Origin of the sequence: Neobacillus sedimentimangrovi, assembly GCF_010614825.1 — a bacterium.
Taxonomy (GTDB): Bacteria; Bacillota; Bacilli; order Bacillales; family Cytobacillaceae; genus Neobacillus; species Neobacillus thermocopriae.
The window spans coordinates 1-19,196 of sequence record NZ_JAAFZF010000031.1; the positions used below are offsets into that span (position 1 = coordinate 1).

The window sequence follows — 19,196 nt, forward strand, 5'->3', positions numbered from 1 at the left end:
AAAACTGCTTATTTTTCTTGGCTGCCAAACCAATTCGACCAAATTCTTGATAAGCTCGTACCCATCGTCTTAACTGTGATTCTGCTAGTGGCTTATATTTCTTTGCAAGTAATCCACAACCTAATGGACCATTAAGATATTCTAGTACAACCATCATCTTAAATTCTTCACTATATTTAGCCATAAAAAACACCCCAAAAGTTAGATTTTAACTCTAACTTTTGGGGTGCAGTACCAAATCATTCTTTAAGAGGCACCCTCTTTTTGTTTACTCTATGATTTACTTATTGGTATTTCTAGATATATACCAATAAATCCACTAGTGAAAAAAACGATACATTTGTTTTTAAGGAGACCAATTGGCTCGGCTTCTTCCTATTTTTTTGCATTTAATTTTTCATAAACAGTTGCAAGTGCCTGCTCAAATTTACCGGTTGTTTTCGGCTGATAATATTGTTTATGCTTGATCCTGTCAGGTAAATACTGCTGCATGACCCATCCGTTCTCATAATCATGAGGATATAAGTAACCAATACCTCTGCCAAGCTCCTTTGCCCCTTTATAATGGGCGTCCTTCAAATGATCTGGAACATCGCCAGTGATTCCCTTTCGAATATCTGCAAGGGCTTGATCTATCGCTAAAATGGCTGAATTCGATTTAGGAGATAGACATAATTCAATCACTGCATTGGCCAGTGGAATTCTTGCTTCGGGAAAGCCAAGTCTTTCTGCTGTTTCAATGGCTGCCAATGTCCGTGGTCCCGCTTGTGGATTGGCAAGACCAATATCTTCATAGGCAATAACGATTAATCGGCGGCTGATACTTGGCAAGTCACCTGCTTCAATTAATCTTCCTAGATAATGTAATGCAGCATTCACATCACTGCCACGAATCGATTTTTGGAAGGCAGATAGGACGTCGTAATGGGCATCACCATCTTTATCCGTTACGATACTTTTTTTCTGAAGGCATTCTTCAGCTGTTGCTTTATCTATATAAATAATCCCATCCTCATTTTGATCTGTTGAAAGTACGGCTAATTCCAGTGCATTTAAAGCGCTTCTCACATCACCACCAGAGGCATGGGCAAAATACAATAATGCCTCATCGGTAATATCAATATTTAAATGACCATAACCACGTTCGTCATCTTCTAAGGCTCTTTTAATGGCCAGCTTCACTTCATCAGGGGTGAGCGGCTTAAGCTCAAAAATTTGACATCGGCTACGAATAGCAGGATTAATGGCATGATAGGGGTTACTTGTTGTTGCTCCTATTAAAACAATCATTCCATTTTCCAAGTAAGGTAAGAGGAAATCCTGTTTTGCTTTATCTAACCGATGAACCTCATCTAGGAGCAAAATCACTTTGCCTGACATTTTTGCTTCAGCAGCGACTATCTCCATATCTTTTTTATTATTTGTAACTGCATTGAGGGTTCGAAAGGCGTATTTTGTGCTTCCAGCTATGGCGTTGGCAATCGAGGTTTTCCCAATGCCTGGTGGTCCATATAAAATCATCGAAGTTAATTGTTTCGCTTTCACCATTCTGGCAATAATTTTTCCTTTGCCGACCAAATGCTCTTGACCGATCACTTCTTCAATCGTTCGCGGCCGCATTCGAAATGCTAAAGGTTTTTGCATAATTATCTCTCCATCATTGATTTGATTCAACATTAACGATACCATTTTCTTGCTCAAAAGCATAATAAAGAAGAATATGTTATAATTCAAATGCCTATCAAAATACTATGAAATGAAAACATAGATGAATAAAAATAGAGGTGCGGTAAATGAAAATATCTACTAAAGGTCGATATGGCCTAACTATTATGATTGAATTAGCGAAAAATTATGGTGAAGGACCAACTTCGTTAAAAACAATTGCCCAAGCCAATGATTTGTCCGAGCATTATTTGGAGCAATTGATTGCTCCACTTCGGAATGCGGGATTGGTTAAAAGTATCCGTGGTGCCTATGGGGGGTATATATTATCTGATGTTCCTTCGAAAATAACAGCTGGTGATGTAATCCGTGTGCTTGAAGGCCCCATTACCCCAGTCGAAGGTATTGAAGACGAGGAGCCGGCCAAACGTGAACTTTGGATCCGTATTCGAGATGCCATTAAGGGCGTTCTTGATAATACGACTCTTGAGGACTTGGCAAATCATAGAGATGATGAAGAAGTCGAAGGTTATATGTTTTATATTTAATGACAAAAGTAATAATTGAGATTTCATTTGATTGAAGGTGTAAAAATGGAACGGATCTATCTTGATCATGCAGCAACTTCTCCTATGCATCCAAAAGTTATAGATAAAATGTTTGAAGTGATGAACACAACCTTTGGAAACCCTTCAAGCATCCATTCATTTGGAAGAGAAGCCCGTCATTTGATTGATTTGGCCCGTGCGGTGATGGCACGAAGTATTGGTGCAAAGGAAAATGAGATTATTTTTACCGGAAGCGGTACAGAAGCGGATAATATGGCCTTATTTGGTGTAGCCGAAAGTTATCGGCATATCGGGAAACATATTATTACTACTCAGGTAGAACATCATGCTGTTCTCAATACATGTAAAAAATTAGAAAAAATGGGTTATGAGGTTACGTACCTGCCTGTAGATGAAACAGGTAGAATTTCCGTTTCTGACCTAGAGGCAGCTTTAAGAGAAGATACCATTTTGGTTTCTATTATGTATGGAAATAACGAGGTGGGAACACTCCAGCCTATCATGGAAATTGGAAATTTATTGAAAGATCATCCTGCCAAATTCCATACTGATGCAGTTCAGGCTTATGGGATTGAATCCATTGATGTGAATGAAAATTATATCGATTTATTATCTGTCTCCTCCCATAAAATAAATGGGCCTAAAGGGATTGGTTTCCTTTATGTCAGGTCTAATGTCAAAATCTCCCCTCGTGTGTTTGGTGGCGAACAAGAAAGGAAAAGAAGAGCAGGTACTGAAAATGTACCTTCAATTGTCGGTTTTCATCAAGCGGTGGAAGTAGCCATGAATGACCGGGATGATAAGCGGAAAAAGTTTATGGAATTCAAAGAATTATTAGTGCAAAAACTTCGTGAGCACGGGGTCGATTTTCATATAAACGGATTACTTGAAAAATCTTTGCCTCATATTATAAACTTAAGCTTTCAGGGGACAAATGTGGAAGCGATGCTGGTCAATTTAGACTTGGCTGGGATCGCGGTTTCCAGCGGTTCTGCCTGTACGGCAGGATCAATTGAACCTTCTCATGTCCTCGTGGCCATGTTTGGCAAACAATCAGAACGCTTAACCAATTCGATTCGTTTTAGCTTTGGTTTTACAACAACGGCCGAAGAAGTAATGAAAGCGGCCGAAGAAACAGCGAAGGTGGTTTCGCGTCTAAAAAAATAAATTCAATTTTATCTACGAAAAGAGAGGTGAATGGAAAATGGAAAGAAAAGATCCAAAAGATATTCGTGTGGTAGTGGGGATGTCAGGTGGTGTAGATTCTTCGGTAGCAGCACTACTGTTAAAGCAACAAGGGTATGATGTGATTGGCGTATTCATGAAAAACTGGGACGACACTGATGAAAATGGTGTATGTACCGCAACAGAAGATTATAACGATGTCATCCGTGTTTGCAATCAAATTGGCATTCCTTATTACGCGGTTAATTTTGAAAAACAATATTGGGACAAAGTATTTACTTATTTCCTTGATGAATATCGTGCAGGTAGGACACCGAATCCAGATGTTATGTGCAATAAGGAAATTAAATTTAAGGCCTTTTTGGAACATGCAATGAATCTCGGTGCGGATTATTTAGCAACCGGCCACTATGCACGGGTGGAATATCGAGATGGTGAATATAAGTTGCTCCGGGGTCTTGATGCTAATAAAGATCAAACGTACTTCTTAAATCAGTTGACACAAAAACAATTAAGCAAGGTTATGTTCCCAATCGGTAATCTTGAGAAATCACGAGTTCGTGAAATTGCCAAGGAAGCCGGATTGGCAACAGCCACAAAAAAAGATAGTACTGGCATTTGTTTTATTGGTGAGCGCAACTTTAAAGAGTTTTTAAGTCAATATTTGCCGGCTCAACCCGGAAATATGGAGACGCTTGAGGGAGAAGTGAAAGGTCGCCATGAAGGGTTGATGTACCATACAATTGGTCAGCGCCATGGACTTGGCATCGGTGGTGCAGGAGAACCTTGGTTTGCTGTTGGTAAGGATTTAAAGAGAAATGTCCTATATGTTGAACAAGGATTCCATAATGACAAACTTTATTCGGATGCCTTGGTTGCTGTTAATGTTAGCTGGGTTTCAGATCGTGAGAAACCGGCAGAATTTGAATGTACGGCTAAATTCCGTTACCGCCAAGAGGACCATAAAGTAACGGTTCAACTATTAGGAGATAACAAGGTAAAAGTAAAGTTCCACGAGCCTATTCGGGCAATAACTCCTGGACAGGCAGCCGTGTTCTATAATGGTGATGAATGTCTTGGTGGCGGAACGATCGATGAAGTGTATAAAAATGGTGAACGTTTAACTTATGTTGGTTAAAGTTTGAACCCTGATTTCTATAAAATGAAGTCAGGGTTTCTTTATGTATAGTGAATCATTGTTATGTTTAGTAGAGATCCAGGTCGAAACTTCAGAGTTATTTTTAAAATGGAATGAATGGATAGAACAATTTGTAAGAAACTGTTGAACTCTAACTTTCAATTGAAATATGATATACTGCCATTGAGAATGGAGTTGATGAACATGGATAAAAACCAATTAGGTGTACGATATATGCAAGAAGGAAATTGGGAAGAGGCGGCAAAGGTATTTAATGAAGCTATTTCTGAAAATCCGAAGGACCCAGTGGCCTATATTAATTTTGGAAATGTCCTAAGTGCCGTTGGGGAAAACGACAAAGCGTTAAAATTTTATCAAAAAGCGATTGAGCTTGATCCAAATGCGGCTGCTGCATATTACAGTGCCGGTAATCTATATTTTAGTCAAGATCAATTTGAAGATGCGAAAAATATGTTTGAAATGGCTATGAAAAAAGGATTGGAAACAAGTGATAATTACTTTATGCTTGGGCTTTCACTCATACATTTGAAACAAGGAAAACTGGCGCTCCCATATTTGCAAAGAAGCGTTGAACTCAATGAAAATGATGCTGATGCTCGTTTTCAGTATGGTTTGTGTTTGGCCCAGTTAAATCTGGTTGATGAGGCCATGCCTCAATTTGAAAAATGTCTTGAGCTCGATCCAAATCATTCAGACGCTTATTATAATCTGGGAGTTTCTTACGCATTTAAGGACAACTCGGAAAAAGCATTAGAAATGTTTAACAAGGCTCTAGAAATCCAGCCCGACCATTTACTCGCTGGTCATGCGAAAAAATTAATTGAACATAAGGAATAAGTGGAATAACTTTTTTAGAAAGGAGGGAGCCCGCATGGAACATCAAAATACGCTAGATTTGTTTGAGGAACAAAAGAAGTTTATTAAAGGTAGACCGATTGTGACGATTTTTCATAATGAACAAAACCTTTATACTGTGGTAAAAGTCCGGGTAGATGAAACAAACCACCAATATGATGACAAAGAAGCGGTTATTACGGGTTATTTTCCAAAAATTCATGAACAGGAAACATATATTTTTTATGGTCAATTTAAAGAACATCCTCGTTTTGGCATTCAGTTTCATGCTGAATCTTATCGCAAAGACATGCCGCAATCAAAGCAGGGTGTGATTGCCTATTTATCCGGTGAAATGTTTAAAGGGATTGGGAAGAAAACAGCGGAAAAAATCGTGGAAACACTAGGCGAAGATGCCATTTCTAAGATCCTCAATCAGCCTTCTTTACTTGATTCGGTTCCAAAGCTTCCTCCTGACAAGGCTAAACTACTTTATGATACCTTATTGGAGCATCAGGGACTGGAGCAAGTAATGATTGCATTAAACCAATATGGCTTTGGCCCGCAGCTTTCAATGAAAATTTTCCAAGTATATAAAGAACAAACATTGGAAATCATCGAAAAAAACCCTTATCAGCTTGTTGAAGATGTGGAAGGAATCGGTTTCGTCCGCGCTGATGAGATTGGTTTCCAGCTAGGCATCACCGGTAACCATCCAGACCGAATAAAAGCGGGATGCCTTTATATATTGGAAACTGAGTGTATGCAAAGTGGACATGTATATATGCATGTAGAAGACTTGCTGGAACAGGTCAAAATGCTTCTTGAAGAGAATAAGAGAGATCAAATTGACTATCTCGATATTTCCAATGAAATCATTAAGCTTGAAGAAGAAGGCAAAATAATAGGAGAAGAGAAACGAGTTTATTTGCCTTCTTTATATTTTGCTGAAAAGGGCCTTGTGACTAATATAAAAAGAATTTTACAGCAAACGGAGTATAAAGATCAATTCCCTGAATCAGAGTTTCTACTTGCATTAGGCGAATTGGAAGAACGACTTGGAGTACAATATGCTCCTACCCAAAAGGAAGCAATTCAAACTGCATTAATGTCCCCTATGCTCATATTAACCGGGGGACCAGGAACAGGAAAAACTACGGTTATTAAAGGAATTGTTGAGCTATACGCACAACTGCATGGCTGTTCATTAGATATAAAAGACTATCATAAAAAGGATGAACCTTTTCCATTTTTACTGGCTGCACCGACTGGAAGAGCAGCAAAGCGAATGAGTGAATCTACAGGACTACCTGCGGTAACTATTCATCGTTTGCTTGGTTTTAACGGAAATGAAGGGTTTGAGCGAGATGAAACAAGTCCGCTGGAAGGAAAAATATTAATAGTTGATGAAACCTCGATGCTTGATATTTGGCTTGCTAATCAGCTTTTTAAGGCTCTCCCTGAAAAAATTCAGGTAGTCCTTGTAGGGGATGAGGACCAACTGCCATCTGTAGGACCTGGCCAGGTGTTAAAAGACTTGTTAAAGTCGGAGCGGATTCCAACGGTAAGGTTAACAGATATTTATCGACAGGCAGAGGGATCTTCGATTATACAACTTGCTCATGAAATTAAAAAGGGGAATGTACCGTCTGATGTTATACAAAAGCAGCCAGACCGTTCATTTATACAGTGTACAACTTCCCAGATTGCTCAAGTGATCGAAAAGGTCGCATTAAATGCTAAGAATAAAGGATACACCGCCAAGGATATTCAAGTACTGGCTCCGATGTATCGGGGTCCTGCAGGCATTGATCGACTTAATGTATTGCTTCAGGAAATATTTAACCCGAATCCTGATGGGAAGAGAAAAGAAATCCAATTTGGCAATGTGAAATATCGGATTGGGGACAAAGTGCTTCAACTTGTTAATCAACCGGAAAACAATGTGTTTAATGGAGATATTGGTGAAATTATCTCGATTATTTACGCAAAGGAAAATACGGAAAAGCAAGATTTGATCTATATCTCCTTTGATGGAAATGAAGTCGAATATACAAGGCAGGATTTGATTCAAATTACTCATGCTTATTGTTGTTCCGTGCATAAATCACAGGGAAGTGAATTTCCAATTGTAATACTTCCTGTCACAAAAAGCTATTATCGAATGCTACAGCGGAATTTGATTTATACGGCCATTACAAGGGCGAAACAATCCTTGGTGTTATGCGGTGAAATAGATGCATTGCAGATGGGTGTTAAACGGGCGGACGAAATGGCGAGACTCACGTCATTATTTGAAAAACTGCAAGATGCAATTCCTGACGAAACGACCATATTGCCTGAAAACAGTATTGAAGATCGTCCAATATCTCTTGAGGAAGAATTAATGAAGGTGGATCCAATGATCGGAATGGAAAACGTTTCACCTTATGATTTTATGGTCAATGACTTAAACTATTAGTGTTCGAAGGAGGTGGGCACTCTTTGCGAACATTTTCCTTACTTAAAGGTCAGCCTGTCTTTGAAACGAAAAATGGGACGAAAATCGGTGAGATTTGTGACCTTTGTATTTCCAAGGACGGAACCGTAAAAGGGTTATTAGTGAAAAAAGGTGTTTTTTTCAAACAGAACTGCTTTTTGGATATCCAAAAAGTTACTTCCTTCGGCTGGGATGGCGTAATGATAGAAGATGCTAGCTATTTGGAAAAGTTAAAAGACAAGCCGGAATATACATTAACACATCAGCATCCTCTTGAAGGAATGATGATGCTGTCAAAAAGTGGGGAAACCCTTGGAATGTTAAAAGATGTATATTTTTTGGAAGAAATGGGCACGATTGTAGGGTACGAAATCACGGATGGCTTCTTTTCAGAAATTACAGAAGGAAATCAAATGATTCAATCTGAGAAACCTTTAACAGTAGGAAAGGATGCCATTATCGTAGATGTAAATCAAACGTGAGGTGTATCCATGTTAAAGTGTCCTAATTGCCAGAGCAAAGATATTGGAAAAATCGGCATTAACCAATATTATTGCTGGAACTGTTTCATTGAATTATCTATATCCAAAGGCATCATCAATACCCATCAGGTTGAGGAAGATGGAACACTTAGTTCCTTGGATGATTTGTTTGAAGAAGAATTGCGTCGTTACACCCTTTAATAAATGATGAAGAGGTGGAAACGTATGAACAAAATGATTACACCATTGGTAGCCTTTGGTGCAGGTATGGTGGCATATAATTTGGTACAAAGAAATAATTTAATGTCTGAACGGCAAATGAAAAGAATGATGCGAAAAGTAAAACGTGCAATGTCGTAAATATCCATCCCCCTCTAAGAAGAGGGGGATTTTATTATGTTAAAATTTGATTGCAAATAAATGATCCCCCACTACAAATACTGAATATTTCCAGCTTTAGTCTTCAAAATAATGGTAAGGGGGGATTTAAATTGGATATTCGTATGAAATGGTTTTACCGCATTGGATTTTTGCTCCTTTTATTCATAGCCATTTATTTATTTTTAAAAATAAATTCTGTCTGGATGCCAATTGTAAGAGTGGCAATGATTATTGCATTCCCTTTCGTCATTGCCAGCTTTATTACCTATTTGCTCCATCCAATTGTTGAAAAACTACATGAAAAAGGACTTCCCCGAGGACTAGCCATTTTGTTAATCTATTTGCTTTTTTTTGGGGGGCTTGGACTCGCCCTTTATAATGGAATCCCCACTATTATTGACCAATTGAAGGATTTGTCGGAAAGTGCACCGGTTTTTGCAGAACAATACCGGGAATGGATTCAATTGCTCCAATCTCAAACAAGGGAATGGCCAGAAGGACTTCAAGCGAGGGTAAATGAAGGAATAAATGGCTTTGAAGAAAAGCTCGACTCTCTATTATCTATCATTGTGAACATTTTAGTAAAATTATTAAATTCAGCCCTTATTATTATGATTGTTCCTTTCATTTCATTCTATATGTTAAAGGATTACACATTAATAAAACGTACGGTTTGGTATTTGACTCCAAAAAAGTGGCGGAAAAAAGGGACTCTTTTTTTAAAAGATGTTGATCAATCACTTGGAAACTATATTCGGGGGCAGCTCCTCGTTTGCGTCATTATTGGGAGTGCATCAACTATTCTATTTTGGATCATTGATTTAAAGTATCCGTTATTGTTAGGACTAATTGTCGGTGCCACTAACGTTATCCCCTATTTCGGGCCTATTATAGGGGCGGTACCTGCTGTAATTATTGCGGCTACTAGTTCGTTAAAAATGGTCATTTTTACAATAGTAATTGTCTTTGGACTGCAATTTTTAGAAGGGAATATATTGTCTCCATATATTGTTGGAAAGAGTCTTCATATGCACCCATTGTTAATTATGGCCGCCTTGACTGCAGGGGGTGAAATTGGCGGTATTATTGGATTGATCTTGGCAGTTCCCGTGCTTGTTGTGATCAAGGTGGGTATTATACATGCAAAAAATCATTTTATGAGAACAAGAACAAATGAACCATCTCCTTAAGTATTTGACAAACATAATTGTGCTGGATATAATTCCACATATACAATATATTGTCTTAAAATGAAGAAGGATCGAGTATGTTATAGTCCATCTGTAGCGCTAAAAGCGCCCAAGAGAGGAGTCTCCATGGCTGAAAGGGACTCTAGATGAAGGATAACAGAACGCTAATCCGGAGTGCAGCTAATCACTGCCGTCAGTCCGCGTTAAGGCTTTATTGAGAGATGAATACAGATATTCTTGTATTCATAATCAGGGTGGTACCGCGAGGCAAGCTCTCGTCCCTGTCAGGGGATGAGGGCTTTTTTGTGTTCGAAATGAAAAAGAGGAGGTCAAAAAATGAAGTCTTTAACAGGATCACAAATTCGTTCGATGTTTTTACAATTTTTCAAAGAGAAAAAAGGTCATCATATTGAACCAAGTGCATCTCTGATTCCTCATGATGATCCTACATTATTATGGATTAATAGTGGTGTTGCCACATTAAAAAAATATTTTGATGGCCGAGTGGTGCCAGAAAATCCAAGAATTACTAATGCACAGAAATCCATTCGTACCAATGATATTGAGAATGTCGGTAAAACAGCACGCCATCATACGTTTTTTGAAATGCTTGGAAATTTTTCTATAGGTGACTATTTTAAAGAAGAAGCGATTGAATGGGCATGGGAATTTCTGACTGATGAAAAGTGGATTGGCTTTGACAAAGAGCGCTTATCTGTTACCATCCATCCGGAAGATGAAGAAGCATTTGAAATTTGGAATAAAAAGATTGGCATACCTGAAGAGCGAATCATCCGACTAGAAGGGAACTTCTGGGACATCGGTGAAGGTCCAAGCGGTCCGAACACGGAAATATTCTATGATCGCGGTCCGGAATATGGAGATGATCCAAATGATCCGGAATTATATCCAGGTGGCGAAAATGAGAGATATTTGGAAGTTTGGAACCTTGTATTTTCACAATTTAATCATAATCCTGATGGAACATATACCCCTCTACCAAAGAAAAATATAGATACTGGTATGGGTCTCGAGCGGATGGCATCTGTCGTTCAGAACGTTCCAACCAATTTTGACACGGATTTATTCATCCCAATTATTCGAGCTACAGAGGGAATCTCTGGTATGAAATATGGCGAAAATAAAGAAAACGACGTTGCTTTTAAGGTAATTGCCGATCATATTCGTACTGTTGCTTTTGCGATTGGTGACGGTGCCCTTCCTTCTAATGAAGGCCGCGGTTACGTACTCCGTCGATTATTGCGTCGAGCTGTTCGATATGCAAAGCAAATTAACATTAACCGCCCATTTATGTATGAGCTTGTTCCAGTTGTAGGGGAAATCATGCAGGATTTCTATCCGGAAGTAAAAGACAAGGAAGAATTTATTCAAAGGGTTATCAAAAATGAAGAAGAACGCTTCCATGAAACCCTACATGAGGGACTTACAATATTAGCAGGTGTCATTAAGAAGGCTAAAGAAAAAGGAACAGACATGATCGCTGGTGCGGATGTCTTTCGGTTATATGACACTTATGGGTTCCCAGTAGAATTGACGGAAGAGTATGCTGAAGAGGAAGGGCTAAAGATTGATCATGCTGGTTTTGAATCAGAAATGGAAGAACAGCGTGAACGTGCTCGAGCTGCCCGTCATGATGAAAATTCTATGCAGGTCCAAGGTGGCATATTAAGAGACTTAATGGTGGAAAGTAAATTTGTCGGTTATGATGAATTGCAAACAAAATCCCAAGTATTGGCGATTGTTAAAAACGGTGAACTAACTGATATGGCAACATCAGGAGAGGAAGTTCAAATTATTCTTGATGTGACACCGTTTTATGCAGAAAGTGGTGGACAAATTGCTGACCGTGGTGTAATGGAAGGAGACGGGGCGACTGTATTGGTAAAAGATGTTCAAAAAGCCCCTAATGGTCAAAATCTCCACCAAGTCATCGTACAGAGTGGAACACTCAATACTAACCAACAAGTGATCGCGAAAGTCGATCCAAATAATAGGGCAAAAATTATTAAAAACCATACAGCTACCCACCTTCTGCATCGTGCCTTAAAGGATGTACTTGGTGAACATGTTAATCAGGCTGGATCCCTTGTGGAACCAGACCGCCTACGCTTTGACTTCTCACATTTTGGTCAAGTAAAGCCAGAAGAATTGGAACAAATTGAAAAAATCGTCAATGAAAAAATTTGGAGCAACATAGAAGTCGATATTAGTTTAATGCCAATTAACGAAGCGAAAGCTATGGGAGCTATGGCCCTTTTCGGTGAAAAATACGGTGACATTGTCCGTGTTGTTAAGGTTGGCGATTATAGCCTTGAGCTGTGCGGCGGATGTCATGTTCCGAATACCTCGGTTATTGGTTTGTTTAAAATCGTATCTGAAAGCGGAATTGGTGCCGGTACCCGCCGAATTGAAGCTGTTACAGGAGAAGCAGCTTATAAAGCATTAATTGAACAGGTTGGGATTCTTAAAGCAGCTGCAGAAAAGCTAAAAACAAACCCTAAAGATGTAGTAAATCGAATTGATAGTTTGACAAGTGAAATTAAACAACTTCAAAGAGAAAATGAATCCCTTGCAGCAAAGCTAGGAAATATTGAAGCTGGAAACCTCGTATCTAAGGCAAAGCAAATAGAAGGGGTTACTGTATTAGCTGCAAAAGTTCAAGCTGCTGACATGAACAATTTAAGAAATATGGCTGATGATTTGAAGCAAAAACTAGGATCCGCAGTTATTGTGTTAGGAAGTCTGCAGGATGGAAAAGTTAACTTCATTGCAGCAGTCACAAAAGATTTAATTGAAAAAGGCTATCATGCCGGAAAATTAATTAAAGAAGTCGCTACAAGATGTGGAGGCGGCGGAGGAGGCCGTCCAGATATGGCTCAGGCTGGCGGGAAAGATCCTGAAAAATTAGATTCCGCGCTTGCATTTGTCGAGGATTGGGTAAAATCTATTTTGTAATAAGGACAAAGTAGTGTAAAATGTAGGTAACTAATCCAATTCGAGGTGCACGTGAATGAGCTCTTTTGATAAAACAATGAGATTTAATTTCCCTGAAGAGCCTTTTGAACATGACGTTAATGAAGTTCTCTTTCAGGTATACGAGGCTTTGAAGGAAAAAGGGTACAATCCTATCAATCAAATTGTAGGTTACCTATTGTCAGGCGACCCTGCCTACATTCCAAGACATCGTGATGCCCGTAATATTATCCGAAAGCTGGAACGGGATGAAATTATTGAAGAGTTAGTAAAATCGTATCTGAAACAGCAGCGAGAGGGTTAAGGAATGCGCATAATGGGTTTAGATGTTGGCTCTAAAACAGTAGGTGTCGCTCTAAGTGATGAGCTAGGGTGGACAGCACAGGGCCTAAAAACACTCAAAATCAATGAAGAGAGACAGGAGTATGGTTTTGAGGAAATTGGTCAATTAATAAAAGAGTATCAAGTTCATACTGTCGTGATTGGCCTTCCAAAAAATATGAATGGGACAATTGGTCCGCGAGGTGAAATCAGCAAGCAATACGCAGAAGAGATTGAAAAAAGATTTAATGTATCCACTGTGTTATGGGACGAACGTATGACAACCATGGCAGCGGAGCGGGTATTGCTCGAAGCTGATATGAGCCGTAAAAAGCGGAAGAAAGTCATCGACAAAATGGCAGCTGTCATGATCCTTCAGGGATATCTTGATAGTAAAAAATAATGAGGTGAAAAAATGGCACACGAACACGTGCATGAAGAAGAACAATATATTACATTAATTAATGAAAATGGTGATGAAGAATTATTTGAAATTCTTTTCACTTTTGACTCGGAAGAATTCGATAAGTCTTATGTGTTGTGTTATCCGGTTGGGGATGTTGACGATGAGGAGGAAGTTATGGTTCATGCCTATGCTTATACTCCTACTGAAGATGGCAGCATCGGTGAATTAGAGCCGGTAATGACCGACGAAGAATGGGATATTATTGAAGAAGTTTATAATACTTTTACAATGGACGAAGAAGAGGAAGAATAATAGCGGGGAACCGGCTGATATGAGCCGGTTCTTTTTTTATAGAAGAAATCAAATTTCTTTTTTTGGTTATGTCTTACATAATTGTTCTTGCGAGAAAATCCTTTTGATGAATTGTCTCCGGCTCTATGTCTTCCAATATTTCCGTTGGAACGCCGAGTCTACATGCAGTAGTCAGCGAATTGAATTTTTACAATACCTGTCACTTTTTGACAAAATGAAAGGAAAATTGACATTTTTTTAGCTATATGCTGAAATAATTACATATGAATAAGCAGCCAAATCCATGGGATTGGGGGGATTGGAATGACAGGAGACAAAAAAGACATCATTCGGCAAAAAATGCTTGAACACCAAAATGAAGCAAGAATTGTACGAAAAATTGTACTCATAATTTCTATAATATTGATATTCGTTTTTGCACTAATCGGTGGCGGAGGCTATCTTTATATACAATCAGCATTAAAACCAGTAGATCCTGACAGCAAGGTTAAAAAGAAAGTGGAAATTCCTATTGGATCTTCGGTATCAGGTATTGGTGAAAGGTTGGAGAAAAACGGTATTATCAAAGATGCCAAGGTCTTTAAGTATTATGTTAAATTTAAAAATGAAAGTGGATTTATGGCAGGGATTTATGAACTGAGTCCATCGATGGACATCCAGGAAATCGTCGATCGATTGAAAACGGGCAAAGTACTTGCTGAGGCTAGTTTCAAAATTACTATTCCAGAAGGAAAGCAATTAAAAGAAATTGCAGCTATCATGGCAAAAGCAACAAATCAGGATGAAACTCAAGTCTTCAATCAATTGAATGATAAGGAATTTATTAAGGAACTTATGAACAAATATCCTGATCTACTAACAAGTGATATTTTAAATCCTCAGATAAAATATCCGCTTGAAGGTTATTTATTTCCTGCCACCTATCCATTCTATAAACCAAACCCAACAGTGGAGGAAATGGTAATCGCCATGCTCAATAAATCCCAACATGTATTAGCAGACTATATTGAGCGGGGAAAAAAAGAAAAAAATTTAACTGTTCATCAATTATTAACGATGGCCTCTTTAATCGAAGAGGAAGCTACAGAACAAGCAGATCGAAAGAGAATCGCGAGCGTATTTTATAATCGTATTGAAAAGGGTATGATGCTGCAAACAGATCCTACCGTTCTTTATGCTCAAGGGAAGCATAAAGAGAGAGTAGTCTATAAAGATTTAGAAGTGGATTCCCCTTATAATACTTATAAACATACTGGATTGCCCCCTGGACCAATCGCAAATGCCGGAAGAGTATCACTAGAAGCGGCAGTGGATCCGGAAGAATCTGATTTTTATTATTTCCTTGCAACATCGGATGGTAAGGTGGTTTTTACCAAAACATTGGAAGAACATAACAAGGAAAAAGCAAAGCATATTACCAATAAAAAATAACAATATTAACGAGGGAATTGTTAGCATTCCCTCTTTTTTTATGATAGAATAGATCAAGTATGAATAAGTAAACTAAATGGATTCAAAGAAAAGGTTGCTTACTAATATTCTTTTCTTGTGGAAACCAATGCTTATTTTGGCGTCATTTACTGTGAACGCTATTTTTTATGTCTAAAGACTAGTACTTTGGAAACAATGCTTTTTAAGGATTGAGGTGAGGCAGCTTGTTAGATGAAAAGCTGCATTTTTATATAGAGGGGCTCATTCCTCAGCGAAATTCATTGTTTATGGAAATGGAAGCCTATGCTAAGGAACATAATGTCCCAATAATGGAGCTTGCTGGAATTGAGACCATGCTTCAATTGCTTAGAATCCATCGGTCCCAAAAAATTCTAGAGGTTGGAACTGCAATTGGATACTCTGCCTTAAGAATGGCAAATACTCTAAAAGATGCGCACATTATTACGATTGAACGTGATGAAAAACGGATTCAATTAGCAAAGGAATTTATTCAACGATCTGGACTTCAATCTCAAATTACTTTGATTGAAGGAGATGCGCTGGAAGTTGAGAATCTTGTTGAGAGATATGCCCCATTTGATGCGATTTTTATTGATGCAGCAAAAGGTCAATATCAAAAATTCTTTACGATCTATTCCAAATATTTAAACCCTGATGGAATGATTATTACAGATAATGTTCTATTTAAAGGACTTGTTGCAGAGACAAATATAGAATCCAAAAGAACCCGAAATCTTGTTAAAAAGATTGATGAATTTAACCGATGGTTAATGAGTCATCCTGATTATGATTCCATTATCCTTCCCGTTGGAGATGGGATTGCCATTAGTAGAAGAAGAGGTGAGGGCAAATGAAAAAAACGGAATTACTAGTTACTCCGATTTCGGTTGATGATATTTTACCATTAGCAGATGCGGGAGCGGATGCCTTTGTTGTTGGTGAACAACGATATGGTCTAAGGCTCGCTGGTGAGTTTAATCGGGAGCAAGTTAAAAAGGCAATCGAGCTGGCTCACTCTAAAGCTAAAAAAGTGTATGTAGCCATGAATGCGATTTTTCATAATGATAAAGTGGATGAATTGAACGATTATATACGATTTGTCTCTGATGCAAAAGCAGATGCGATTATTTTTGGCGATCCGGCTGTTCTTATGGCAGTAAGAGAGACAGAACCAAAAATGAAGCTTCATTGGAGTACGGAAACAACGGGAACAAACTGGTATACTTGCAACTATTGGGGGAGAAAAGGCGCGAAAAGAGCGGTTTTGGCTCGTGAAATCAACATGGACGCAATTTTAGAAATTAAGGAAAAGGCGGAAGTGGAGATTGAAGTGCAGGTACATGGCATGAGCTGTATGTTCCAATCAAAGCGTTCTCTTCTTGGTAACTACTTTGAGTATCAAGGAAAAGTAATGGAGATTGAAAAGGGCAAAGAGCAAAAGAACATGTTCCTTCACGATAAAGAGCGCGATAATAAATATCCGATATTTGAAGATGAAAATGGGACTCATATTATGAGCCCAAATGATATTTGTATTATTGACGAGCTTCAAGATATGCTTGAAGCTGGAGTCGATTCTTTTAAAATTGATGGGATTTTAAAAAGTTCTGAATATATTTTGGAAGTAACAAAATTATACCGTAAAGCCATCGATTTATATTATGAAAACCCAGATCTTTATGAAGATCAAAAGGACGAGCTGTTGGCTGCGATTGAGAAAATTCAACCGCCAAACCGTCCGCTCGATACAGGATTCTTCTTCAAAGAAACTGTATATTAATTTTTGATAGAAGGAGGAGTTCAAATCGTGAATACAGTTAAAGATAAGATTTCTGAGATTATAGATGGAAAACGTGTCATTGTGAAAAAGCCGGAACTCCTTGCACCTGCAGGTAATCTTGAAAAACTGAAAATTGCTGTTCATTATGGAGCAGATGCCGTGTTTATTGGTGGGCAGGAATATGGACTTCGCTCCAATGCAGATAATTTTACCTTGGAGGAAATGAAGGAAGGGGTAGAATTTGCAAAAAAATACGGAGCCAAAATATATGTAACAACTAATATATATGCTCATAATGAAAACATTGACGGTCTTGAAGAATACTTGATTGGGTTAAAAGAAGCTGGAGTTCATGGAGTAATTGTAGCGGATCCACTAATTATTGAAACTTGCCGTCGCGTTGCTCCGGAAATTGAGGTTCACTTGAGTACGCAGCAATCTCTTTCAAACTGGAAGGCAGTCCAATTTTGGAAAGAAGAAGGACTTGAGCGAGTTGTTTTAGCGCGTGAAACAAGTGCTGAAGAGATTAAAGAAATAAAGGAAAAGGTGGATATCGAAATTGAAACCTTTATCCACGGGGCAATGTGTATTGCTTATTCTGGACGTTGTACATTAAGTAATCATATGACAGCGCGTGATTCCAACCGTGGTGGCTGCTGCCAGTCTTGTCGCTGGGATTATGACCTATATCAGCTGGAAGGAAATAATCAAGAGACACCACTATTTTCAGAAGATGACGCACCTTTTGCGATGAGCCCTAAGGATTTAAATCTGATTCAGTCTATTCCTAAAATGATTGAATTGGGTATCGACAGCTTGAAAATTGAAGGTCGTATGAAATCCATTCACTATATTGCCACAGTCGTTAGCGTTTATCGCAAAGTAATCGATGCTTATTGTGCTGACCCTGATAATTTTGTCATTAAGAGTGAATGGTTAAAAGAGCTTGATAAATGTGCCAACCGTGAAACCGCACCTGCATTTTTTGAAGGGGTTCCGGGGTATAAAGAGCAAATGTTTGGTAATCATAGCAAAAAAACTAGCTTTGAATTTGTTGGGCTAGTATTGGATTATGATAAAGAAACACAAATGGTTACTTTGCAGCAGCGCAACCATTTTAAACCGGGAGATGAAGTCGAGTTCTTTGGACCAGAAATTCAGAACTTTACCCATGTGATTGATAAAATTTGGGATGAAAAAGGGAATGAACTGGATGCAGCAAGACATCCACTTCAAATTGTACGTTTTAAACTGGACAAACCGGTTTATCCAAACAACATGATGCGAAAGGAGAACTAACTTAATGCGCAAACCGGTTGTAATTGGTGTAACCGGCGGTTCCGGGTCGGGGAAAACCAGTGTAACAAAAGCGATTTATGAAAGATTTAAAGATCATTCCATTTTAGTGATTGAACAGGACTTTTATTATAAGGACCAAAGTCATTTGCCGTTTGAAGAACGCTTAAAAACGAATTATGACCATCCGTTGGCCTTTGATAATGATTTGTTGATCGAACACATTGAGAAACTTTTAAGATATGAACCGATTGAAAAACCTGTTTATGATTATGCTCTTCATACGCGTTCGGATCAAATCATTCACGTGGAACCAAAGGATGTTATAATTGTAGAGGGGATTTTGGTTCTTGAGGACAAGCGTCTTCGTGAGTTGATGGATATCAAGGTATTTGTGGATACGGATGCTGACATTAGAATTATCCGTCGCCTACAAAGGGATATTCAGGAACGTGGACGCACTTTGGATTCTGTCATTGATCAATATGTTAATGTTGTACGTCCGATGCATAATCAATTTATTGAACCAACAAAGCGCTACGCGGATATTATTATTCCGGAAGGCGGACAAAATTTTGTTGCTATTGATTTAATGGTCACTAAAATTCAAACAATTCTTGAACAAAAAGTAATTTTATGAAACAATAGCAAAAGATAATGAAAAAGTTTGCGCGCCCTATTTATAGGACGC

Annotated in this window: 20 protein-coding genes; 18 read left to right on the plus strand and 2 right to left on the minus strand. The window is 38.5% G+C overall.

Annotated features, from left to right (window positions below; all coding sequences use genetic code 11):
• Both GZA11_RS10890 and GZA11_RS10895 read right to left on the minus strand, forming a co-directional pair.
• A partial coding sequence (locus GZA11_RS10890; RefSeq protein ID WP_163183808.1) for a helix-turn-helix domain-containing protein occupies positions 1 to 184 on the minus strand: 184 nt, incomplete at its 3' end.
• A 191-nt stretch (positions 185 to 375) separates the two neighbouring features.
• Positions 376 to 1,647, minus strand: coding sequence for a replication-associated recombination protein A (locus tag GZA11_RS10895; protein ID WP_231314622.1), 1,272 nt, complete (start codon positions 1,645 to 1,647; stop codon positions 376 to 378).
• Between the two features lie 146 nt (positions 1,648 to 1,793).
• Between GZA11_RS10895 and cymR the strand changes: the two genes are divergently transcribed.
• The 18 genes from cymR to udk all read left to right on the plus strand — a co-directional run bounded on the left by cymR (position 1,794) and on the right by udk (position 19,145).
• A complete protein-coding gene (cymR, locus tag GZA11_RS10900) occupies positions 1,794 to 2,213 on the plus strand; it encodes a cysteine metabolism transcriptional regulator CymR (protein WP_038536385.1) in 420 nt (139 codons plus the stop codon).
• Between the two features lie 45 nt (positions 2,214 to 2,258).
• Entirely contained in the window at positions 2,259 to 3,401 is a 1,143-nt protein-coding gene (locus GZA11_RS10905) for a cysteine desulfurase family protein (protein WP_038541818.1), read from the plus strand.
• A 37-nt stretch (positions 3,402 to 3,438) separates the two neighbouring features.
• Positions 3,439 to 4,557, plus strand: a complete 1,119-nt coding sequence (gene mnmA / locus GZA11_RS10910; protein WP_163183812.1) for a tRNA 2-thiouridine(34) synthase MnmA — start codon at positions 3,439 to 3,441, stop codon at positions 4,555 to 4,557.
• Between the two features lie 204 nt (positions 4,558 to 4,761).
• Positions 4,762 to 5,415, plus strand: coding sequence for a tetratricopeptide repeat protein (locus GZA11_RS10915; RefSeq protein ID WP_038536380.1), 654 nt, complete (start codon positions 4,762 to 4,764; stop codon positions 5,413 to 5,415).
• 34 nt (positions 5,416 to 5,449) lie between these two features.
• Positions 5,450 to 7,873, plus strand: a complete 2,424-nt coding sequence (gene recD2 / locus GZA11_RS10920) for an SF1B family DNA helicase RecD2 (protein WP_163183814.1) — start codon at positions 5,450 to 5,452, stop codon at positions 7,871 to 7,873.
• A gap of 23 nt (positions 7,874 to 7,896) precedes the next feature.
• Positions 7,897 to 8,373, plus strand: a complete 477-nt coding sequence (locus tag GZA11_RS10925; RefSeq protein ID WP_163183816.1) for a PRC-barrel domain-containing protein — start codon at positions 7,897 to 7,899, stop codon at positions 8,371 to 8,373.
• Positions 8,374 to 8,382: 9 nt separating this feature from the next.
• Positions 8,383 to 8,574, plus strand: coding sequence for a hypothetical protein (locus tag GZA11_RS10930; RefSeq protein ID WP_038536372.1), 192 nt, complete (start codon positions 8,383 to 8,385; stop codon positions 8,572 to 8,574).
• Between the two features lie 24 nt (positions 8,575 to 8,598).
• Positions 8,599 to 8,733 carry a YrzQ family protein gene (locus GZA11_RS10935; RefSeq protein WP_081905059.1) on the plus strand — a complete coding sequence of 45 codons (135 nt, stop codon included), beginning with the start codon at positions 8,599 to 8,601 and terminating at the stop codon, positions 8,731 to 8,733.
• Between the two features lie 131 nt (positions 8,734 to 8,864).
• Positions 8,865 to 9,944: an AI-2E family transporter gene (locus tag GZA11_RS10940; protein WP_038536369.1), complete on the plus strand. Its 1,080-nt coding sequence runs from the start codon at positions 8,865 to 8,867 to the stop codon at positions 9,942 to 9,944.
• Between the two features lie 336 nt (positions 9,945 to 10,280).
• The gene (gene alaS / locus GZA11_RS10945; protein ID WP_163183819.1) at positions 10,281 to 12,920 is read left to right on the plus strand and encodes an alanine--tRNA ligase; all 2,640 of its coding nucleotides are present in this window, start codon (positions 10,281 to 10,283) and stop codon (positions 12,918 to 12,920) included.
• Between the two features lie 55 nt (positions 12,921 to 12,975).
• Positions 12,976 to 13,242, plus strand: coding sequence for an IreB family regulatory phosphoprotein (locus GZA11_RS10950; protein ID WP_038536365.1), 267 nt, complete (start codon positions 12,976 to 12,978; stop codon positions 13,240 to 13,242).
• A gap of 3 nt (positions 13,243 to 13,245) precedes the next feature.
• Complete coding sequence (gene ruvX / locus GZA11_RS10955) at positions 13,246 to 13,662, plus strand: Holliday junction resolvase RuvX (protein ID WP_038536362.1); 417 nt, start codon at positions 13,246 to 13,248, stop codon at positions 13,660 to 13,662.
• 12 nt (positions 13,663 to 13,674) lie between these two features.
• Positions 13,675 to 13,977 carry a DUF1292 domain-containing protein gene (locus GZA11_RS10960; RefSeq protein ID WP_038536359.1) on the plus strand — a complete coding sequence of 101 codons (303 nt, stop codon included), beginning with the start codon at positions 13,675 to 13,677 and terminating at the stop codon, positions 13,975 to 13,977.
• A gap of 303 nt (positions 13,978 to 14,280) precedes the next feature.
• Positions 14,281 to 15,408 carry an endolytic transglycosylase MltG gene (gene mltG / locus GZA11_RS10965; RefSeq protein ID WP_163183821.1) on the plus strand — a complete coding sequence of 376 codons (1,128 nt, stop codon included), beginning with the start codon at positions 14,281 to 14,283 and terminating at the stop codon, positions 15,406 to 15,408.
• A gap of 224 nt (positions 15,409 to 15,632) precedes the next feature.
• Complete coding sequence (locus GZA11_RS10970) at positions 15,633 to 16,283, plus strand: O-methyltransferase (protein ID WP_038536355.1); 651 nt, start codon at positions 15,633 to 15,635, stop codon at positions 16,281 to 16,283.
• Positions 16,280 to 17,209 carry a peptidase U32 family protein gene (locus GZA11_RS10975; protein ID WP_038536353.1) on the plus strand — a complete coding sequence of 310 codons (930 nt, stop codon included), beginning with the start codon at positions 16,280 to 16,282 and terminating at the stop codon, positions 17,207 to 17,209. Before GZA11_RS10970 ends, GZA11_RS10975 begins: the two co-directional genes overlap by 4 nt.
• Positions 17,210 to 17,236: 27 nt before the next feature.
• Positions 17,237 to 18,508 (plus strand): peptidase U32 family protein, encoded by a 1,272-nt coding sequence (locus GZA11_RS10980; RefSeq protein ID WP_038536351.1) that lies wholly within the window; start codon positions 17,237 to 17,239, stop codon positions 18,506 to 18,508.
• A 4-nt stretch (positions 18,509 to 18,512) separates the two neighbouring features.
• Positions 18,513 to 19,145 (plus strand): uridine kinase, encoded by a 633-nt coding sequence (gene udk, locus GZA11_RS10985; RefSeq protein WP_038536348.1) that lies wholly within the window; start codon positions 18,513 to 18,515, stop codon positions 19,143 to 19,145.
• The last annotated feature ends 51 nt before the right edge of the window (positions 19,146 to 19,196 follow it).